Origin of the sequence: Microvirga aerophila, from assembly GCF_003332305.1 — a bacterium.
Lineage (GTDB): Bacteria > Pseudomonadota > Alphaproteobacteria > Rhizobiales > Beijerinckiaceae > Microvirga > Microvirga aerophila.
This window is the reverse complement of sequence record NZ_QOIO01000126.1, coordinates 1-5,669: the sequence shown is the minus strand read 5'-3', so window position 1 is coordinate 5,669 and position 5,669 is coordinate 1. Positions and strand designations below refer to the sequence as shown.

Genomic DNA, 5,669 nt, shown 5'->3' with positions numbered 1-5,669 from the left:
AGACGGACGAGAACTACGGCTCTTTCGTTGCTCTTGCTCTGAGCTTCATCCTCATCAAATCCGTCCACACGACCTAGGTCATTGTATTTTGGAAAACGACAAGGCTGATCTTCCAAGTTCTCGATCATACCCGCTCAGGGAATTGCTGACTCGCATTTGCGATAAGGTGCGTGGCGTGACTTACTGAGGAGCGGGGTGCTGTTGATGGAGGTCAGCATGGCCGGGCTCCCGATCCGTCAGGACTACTCGCCATCAGATCTGCGCACGCGGGCCGTCCGCGAGAAGGATTGTCGGGCCGCCCTGCGGTTGCTGGCGATCGCCAATGCCCTGGAAGGCATGACCCGGGCCGAAGCCGCCCGGCTGGCCGGCATGGAGCGCCAGGCCCTGCACGCTGCCATCCAACGTTTCAATGCTGGGGGACCTGACGCGCTGCATGACCGCCATTGCTCCGGTCGTCCGGAACAACTCGGCCCTGGTCAGCAGGCCGCCCTGAAGGCCCACATCCTGCGCGGGCCGGAGCCCGAGCGCGATGGGGTCAGCGCCTGGCGCCTGGTCGATCTGTGTGACTATGTCGAGCGAACTTATGGCGTGAGCTACAGCGAATGGGGGCTCTCGTGCCTGCTCAAGCGGCTGAACCTGTCGCGTCAGAAGACCCGGCCCTCGCACCCGAAGGGCCATCCGGCCGCGCAGGCGGCATTCAGAAAAGGAGCTGCCGTCACAGCTGCAAACCATCGCCGCAGAGCATCCTGAGGCCCGCCTCCAGCTTTGGTGTCAGGACGAGGCGCGCTTTGGCCAGAAGGGCCGGACAACGCGCGTCTGGTATGAGCGTGGCATGCGTCCGCCCGGCGTGGTCGATCAGCGCTTCGAGAGCCTGGATCTGTTTGCCGCCTGCCGGCTCGGCACGAACGAGACCTTCGCGCTGGCGCTGCCGCGGGTGAACGCCGACGCGATGACAACCTTTCTGGAGCAGTTTGCCCGGCAACTTGCGCCCGGCGTGCACGCGGTGCTCGTGCTGGATCAGGCCGGCTGGCACGACGCGCGGGCCCTGCTTGTGCCGGAAACCATCACCCTTTTGCCGTTGCCGCCGGCGTCACCCCAGTTGAACCCGGTGGAGCGGGTCTGGCTGTATCTGCGTGAGCGCTACCTCTCGCATCGCGTGCTCGACGATTATGAAGCGGTGTTGGAGGCGGTCTGCCGCGTCTGGAACCGTCTCCTCGACGAGACAGGCCGTCTCACAACATTGACGGCCTACCCGTACCTCACTGCGTCAGCAATTCCCTGACCGGGTATAAGAGGCTGGTGAGCAATTATCTTTCTCTTTTTGAGGTGAGGCGCCGGAGCAGGATGCGGCTCATGGCGAGATAGAGCAGCATCTCGCCGGTTTCGACCAAGCGTTCGTAGTCCTTGGCGAGCCGGCGGTTGGTGGTCAGCCATGCCAGTGTTCGCTCCACCACCCATCGGCGTGCGAGCTGTCAATGCCGTTTGAATCGTCCCCAGAAGCGCCGAAGTAAAATTCCCCACTTGTGCCGGTTACGTCCCCAGGGGCATCGGTCCGTTTTTCGGAGGTCGGCCTCGACGGCGCAGGATTGGCGCCGGATCAGGCGGCGTGATCAGCGCCTTGGACCGCACATGCTCGGGCATCAGTTCGGCGTGCTGCCGCAGCCGGTAGCTTGAGCCCTCAATCTGGATCACCACTGCATGATGCAGAAGCCGATCCAGCAGGGCCGTGGCCACAACAGGATCGCCAAACACCTCGCCCCATTCGGCGAACCCGCGGTTCGAGGTCATGATCATCGCTCCGCGCTCGTAGCGGGCATTGACCAGCTGGAAGAACAGGTTGCCGCCCCGGACGCCACCGGCAGGTATCCGATCTCGTCCACAATCAGCAGCGTGGGCCGACAGAAGAACCGGATCCGCTCCGCCAGACGCCCTTCACGTTCGGCACGCGCGAGCATGCCGATCAGATCCGCCAGCGTACAGAAGTACACGCTCCGGCCGGCCTTGACCGCCTCCACTCCCAGCGCCGTGGCCAGATGGCTCTTGCTAGTGCCGGGCGGGCCGAGGAAGTGCACGACCTCGCAGCGGCCAATGAAGCCCAACTGCGCCAGGGTGAGGATGCGGTCGCGGTCGAGCGAAGGCTGGAAGGTAAAGTCAAAGCCCGACAGGGTCTTGATCGTCGACAGCCGCGCCATGCGCAGACCGGTCTTGATGCGACTGTTCTCGCGCAGCGTCAGCTCCTCCGACAGCAGCGTGTCGATGGCCTCCAGCGCGCTGATCTCGCCCTGCTCGAGACGACGCACGATGGCGTCGAGCGCCTCCAGGGCGCGCGGCATCTTCAGGCCGACCAGATCCTGGCGGATCCGCTCCAGGGTGGTGGGGGTGAGCTCGAGAGCGGCACTCATGCGCGGGTCTCCCGGGCCAGGTGGCGGGCGACCGCATCGTAGAATTCGAGCGAACGCTGCGCGACCACGTCGCCGGCGCGGCTGACTGGGGAGGCCTCAGATCCACGCCTGTGCCCCGTGGGCAGGCTCTTACGGTGTCCGGGAGCAACCCGGCGCTGGTGGCGGCCCTCCAGCACCGGATGGGCGGCAATCAGCTCGCCCTCCTCGAAGATCCGGATCTCGTTGGCCAGGGTGTGCACCTCGACCACGCGCCGGCGGGTGGCGTCGGGCACGCTGTAGAAGTTGCCGCCCACGCTAACCATGCCCTCGCGTGAGATCCGCCGCTCCAGGCGCAGCACCGAGCGGAACGGGACCAGCGGCAGAGGCCGCAAGAAGGACTGCTCCTCGGCAAAGGCCTCCATGACGACGCGGCGTGTGGTGGCGTGCACGCGTGGATTGGCCACCGTGGAAAGCCAGTGCTGCAGCTGCCGGTTCAGATCTTCGAGATTGCTGAAGGAGCGGGCCAGGAAGAAGTCCTCGCGGATGTAGCGGAAGGGCCGCTCGACCTTGCCTTTGGTCTTGGCCCTGTAGGGCCGGCAGGCTTTGGGATGGAAGCCGAAGTGGCGGGCCAGATCGATGAGGGCGCGGTTGTAGACGATCCCGCCAGAGTGGGCTTCACCCGTGACCACGGTCTTCATGCGGTCGTAGAGCAGTTCGTGCGGCACACCGCCCAAAGCCTCAAGGGCGGCCACATGACAGCGCAGCAACGTCGCCAGATCTTGGTGCAGGACAAAGCGGGCCCAGATCAGGCGGCTGTAGCCGAGCACCAGCGAGAACAGCCACACGATGCGCGGGGTGGAGGGCTCATCGGTGAAGACGACCTGGAACTGGGCAAAGTCGACCTGGGCCTGCGCGCCGGGCGGGGTCTCGAAGCGGACCTCAAAGGGAGACGTCGGGGCGGGGCGGATCTCGCGCAGGAAGTCTGTGACAGCAGTGTAGCCGCCGGCATAACCGTGCTCCTTGATCTCGCGGAACAGGCGAGAGCCGGTCAGGCCCGGAAAGGCGCTCACGCGCTCGCGCAAGTAGCCGGTAAAGGGATCGATGACGGTCTGACGCGGCTTGCGCGGACCGTAGGCCGGCGCCTCCAGGCCGCGGTGGATGTACTTGCGCACGGTCTTGCGGTCGAGGCCGCTCTGGCGGGCAATGGCCGAGACCGACATGCCCTGCCGGTGCCATTCCAGGATCATGACTACCTCCCCAAGCTGGATCACCGCCTGTCCTCCTGACCATCAGGAGCAGCATCGGCGAAGAGAGCCTGCCGGTCTTCCCGACGGCGGCCGAAACGCTCGGCCGCCGCGCTCACCTGGTGAAAATTTAATCGGCAGGTCTGGGGAGTTTCACTCCGGTATCAACACGAGCACCTGAAAGCCGCTCGGGTGCGTCGGCGGCTCCGCATCCGCCCGCATCCAGATGCCGCCGGTCCACCAATGCTGCGGGATCGACAGCCGCCAGTCCAGCGCTTTGCAGAGCCAATCCTTCAATCCGCGATAAGCCGTGTCGGCCCACATCAGCTCGATGGCCGGGAAGAGATGCTGCAGACCCTCCAACAAGAGTTCGGCTCCGGCACGATCATGGATGTCGGCCGGATGTACCTTGGTCTTCAGCAGATTGCCTTGTGTATCAACAAGAAGATGGCGCTTGCGGCCCTTGATCTTTTTGGTGCCATCATAGCCACGCGGTCCGCCCATCTCAGTGGTCTTGACTGACTGGCTGTCGATGATCGCTGCACTCGGTTGAGGAGCCCGGCCCATGGTGCGGCGATAGCTCTCGCGCAGAACCTGGGTCACCTGCTCCCACGTGCCGTTCTCGCGCCACTGCGCATAGTGGTAGAACACGGCGTAACGCGGAGGGTACTCGTGTGGGAGCAGCCGCCACTGAGCGCCGGTGCGCAGCAGATAGAAGATGGCGTCGATGATGCGCCGGAGCGGATAAGTCTGTCGTCGCCCGGCGGGATGGCTGCGCGGAACGAGGGGCTCAAGCTGCGCCCATTCCGCATCGGTGAGATCGCTGGCGTAGGAACTGGCATCCATGGCGGGGCTCCCGGATCGTCAAACAGCCCGCATCCGCAGCAGCAGCCAGCTCCGAACCTATGTTAAATCAAAAACTTAGATTGAGCAATAAAATTGCTCACCAGCCTCTAAGTCGAAAGTGCTCTAGCGGGTGATGGTTTCCGGCACAAGCAGGGCCCGCGCGTCGTGCCAGCCGGCCTGATCCAGCACGAGCACCGCGTGGACGCCTGGCGCAAGCTGACGCGAGAAGTGCTCCAGAAAGATCGTCATCGCGTCCACGTTCACCCGCGGCAGCGCCAGCGCGAAGGTCTCGTCCGTGCCGGGCCGGCAGGCGGCAAACAGATACAGGCTCTCGAAGCGCTGATCGACGACCCCGGGCGGACGCATGCCGCGCTCATACCAGACGCGCGTTGTCCGGCCCTTCTGGCCAAAGCGCGCCTCGTCCTGACACCAAAGCTGGAGGCGGGCCTCAGGATGCTCTGCGGCGATGGTTTGCAGCTGTGACGGCAGCTCCTTTTCTGAATGCCGCCTGCGCGGCCGGATGGCCCTTCGGGTGCGAGGGCCGGGTCTTCTGACGCGACAGGTTCAGCCGCTTGAGCAGGCACGAGAGCCCCCATTCGCTGTAGCTCACGCCATAAGTTCGCTCGACATAGTCACACAGATCGACCAGGCGCCAGGCGCTGACCCCATCGCGCTCGGGCTCCGGCCCGCGCAGGATGTGGGCCTTCAGGGCGGCCTGCTGACCAGGGCCGAGTTGTTCCGGACGACCGGAGCAATGGCGGTCATGCAGCGCGTCAGGTCCCCCAGCATTGAAACGTTGGATGGCAGCGTGCAGGGCCTGGCGCTCCATGCCGGCCAGCCGGGCGGCTTCGGCCCGGGTCATGCCTTCCAGGGCATTGGCGATCGCCAGCAACCGCAGGGCGGCCCGACAATCCTTCTCGCGGACGGCCCGCGTGCGCAGATCTGATGGCGAGTAGTCCTGACGGATCGGGAGCCCGGCCATGCTGACCTCCATCAACAGCACCCCGCTCCTCAGTAAGTCACGCCACGCACCTTATCGCAAATGCGAGTCAGCAATTCCCTGAGCGGGTATGATCGAGAACTTGGAAGATCAGCCTTGTCGTTTTCCAAAATACAATGACCTAGGTCGTGTGGACGGATTTGATGAGGATGAAGCTCAGAGCAAGAGCAACGAAAGAGCCGTAGTTCTCGTCCGTCT

Annotated in this window: 6 protein-coding genes and 2 pseudogenes; 2 read left to right on the top strand and 6 right to left on the bottom strand. The window is 64.4% G+C overall.

The window, feature by feature from the left end; all coding sequences use genetic code 11:
• Positions 1-216: 216 nt before the first annotated feature.
• Positions 217-750, top strand: a complete 534-nt coding sequence (locus tag DRB19_RS28745; RefSeq protein ID WP_162815945.1) for a winged helix-turn-helix domain-containing protein — start codon at positions 217-219, stop codon at positions 748-750.
• Entirely contained in the window at positions 677-1,282 is a 606-nt protein-coding gene (locus DRB19_RS28740) for an IS630 family transposase (protein WP_114189367.1), read from the top strand. Before DRB19_RS28745 ends, DRB19_RS28740 begins: the two co-directional genes overlap by 74 nt.
• A gap of 25 nt (positions 1,283-1,307) precedes the next feature.
• Here DRB19_RS28740 and DRB19_RS28735 read toward each other — a convergent pair.
• From DRB19_RS28735 to DRB19_RS28710, 6 genes and pseudogenes are all read right to left on the bottom strand, one after another.
• A pseudogene (locus DRB19_RS28735) lies at positions 1,308-1,469 on the bottom strand (transposase); the annotation flags it as partial.
• A gap of 61 nt (positions 1,470-1,530) precedes the next feature.
• Positions 1,531-2,402, bottom strand: a pseudogene (gene istB / locus DRB19_RS28730) (IS21-like element helper ATPase IstB).
• Entirely contained in the window at positions 2,399-3,652 is a 1,254-nt protein-coding gene (istA, locus tag DRB19_RS28725) for an IS21 family transposase (protein WP_114189366.1), read from the bottom strand. The pseudogene istB and the gene istA overlap by 4 nt, the downstream one beginning before the upstream one ends.
• A 126-nt stretch (positions 3,653-3,778) precedes the next feature.
• A complete protein-coding gene (locus DRB19_RS28720; RefSeq protein ID WP_245439896.1) occupies positions 3,779-4,471 on the bottom strand; it encodes an IS5 family transposase in 693 nt (230 codons plus the stop codon).
• A gap of 123 nt (positions 4,472-4,594) precedes the next feature.
• Positions 4,595-4,939, bottom strand: coding sequence for a transposase (locus tag DRB19_RS28715; RefSeq protein ID WP_245439897.1), 345 nt, complete (start codon positions 4,937-4,939; stop codon positions 4,595-4,597).
• Entirely contained in the window at positions 4,920-5,453 is a 534-nt protein-coding gene (locus tag DRB19_RS28710; protein WP_162815945.1) for a winged helix-turn-helix domain-containing protein, read from the bottom strand. The genes DRB19_RS28715 and DRB19_RS28710 overlap by 20 nt, the downstream gene beginning before the upstream one ends.
• Between the last annotated feature and the right edge of the window lie 216 nt (positions 5,454-5,669).

What these genes read in the sequence shown, in the direction of transcription:
- DRB19_RS28745 (WP_162815945.1), top strand. Translation starts at nt 217, where the DNA reads ATGGCCGGGCTCCCGATCCGTCAGGACTACTCGCCATCAGATCTGCGC.
- DRB19_RS28720 (WP_245439896.1), bottom strand. Translation starts at nt 4,471, where the DNA reads ATGGATGCCAGTTCCTACGCCAGCGATCTCACCGATGCGGAATGGGCG.
- DRB19_RS28710 (WP_162815945.1), bottom strand. Translation starts at nt 5,453, where the DNA reads ATGGCCGGGCTCCCGATCCGTCAGGACTACTCGCCATCAGATCTGCGC.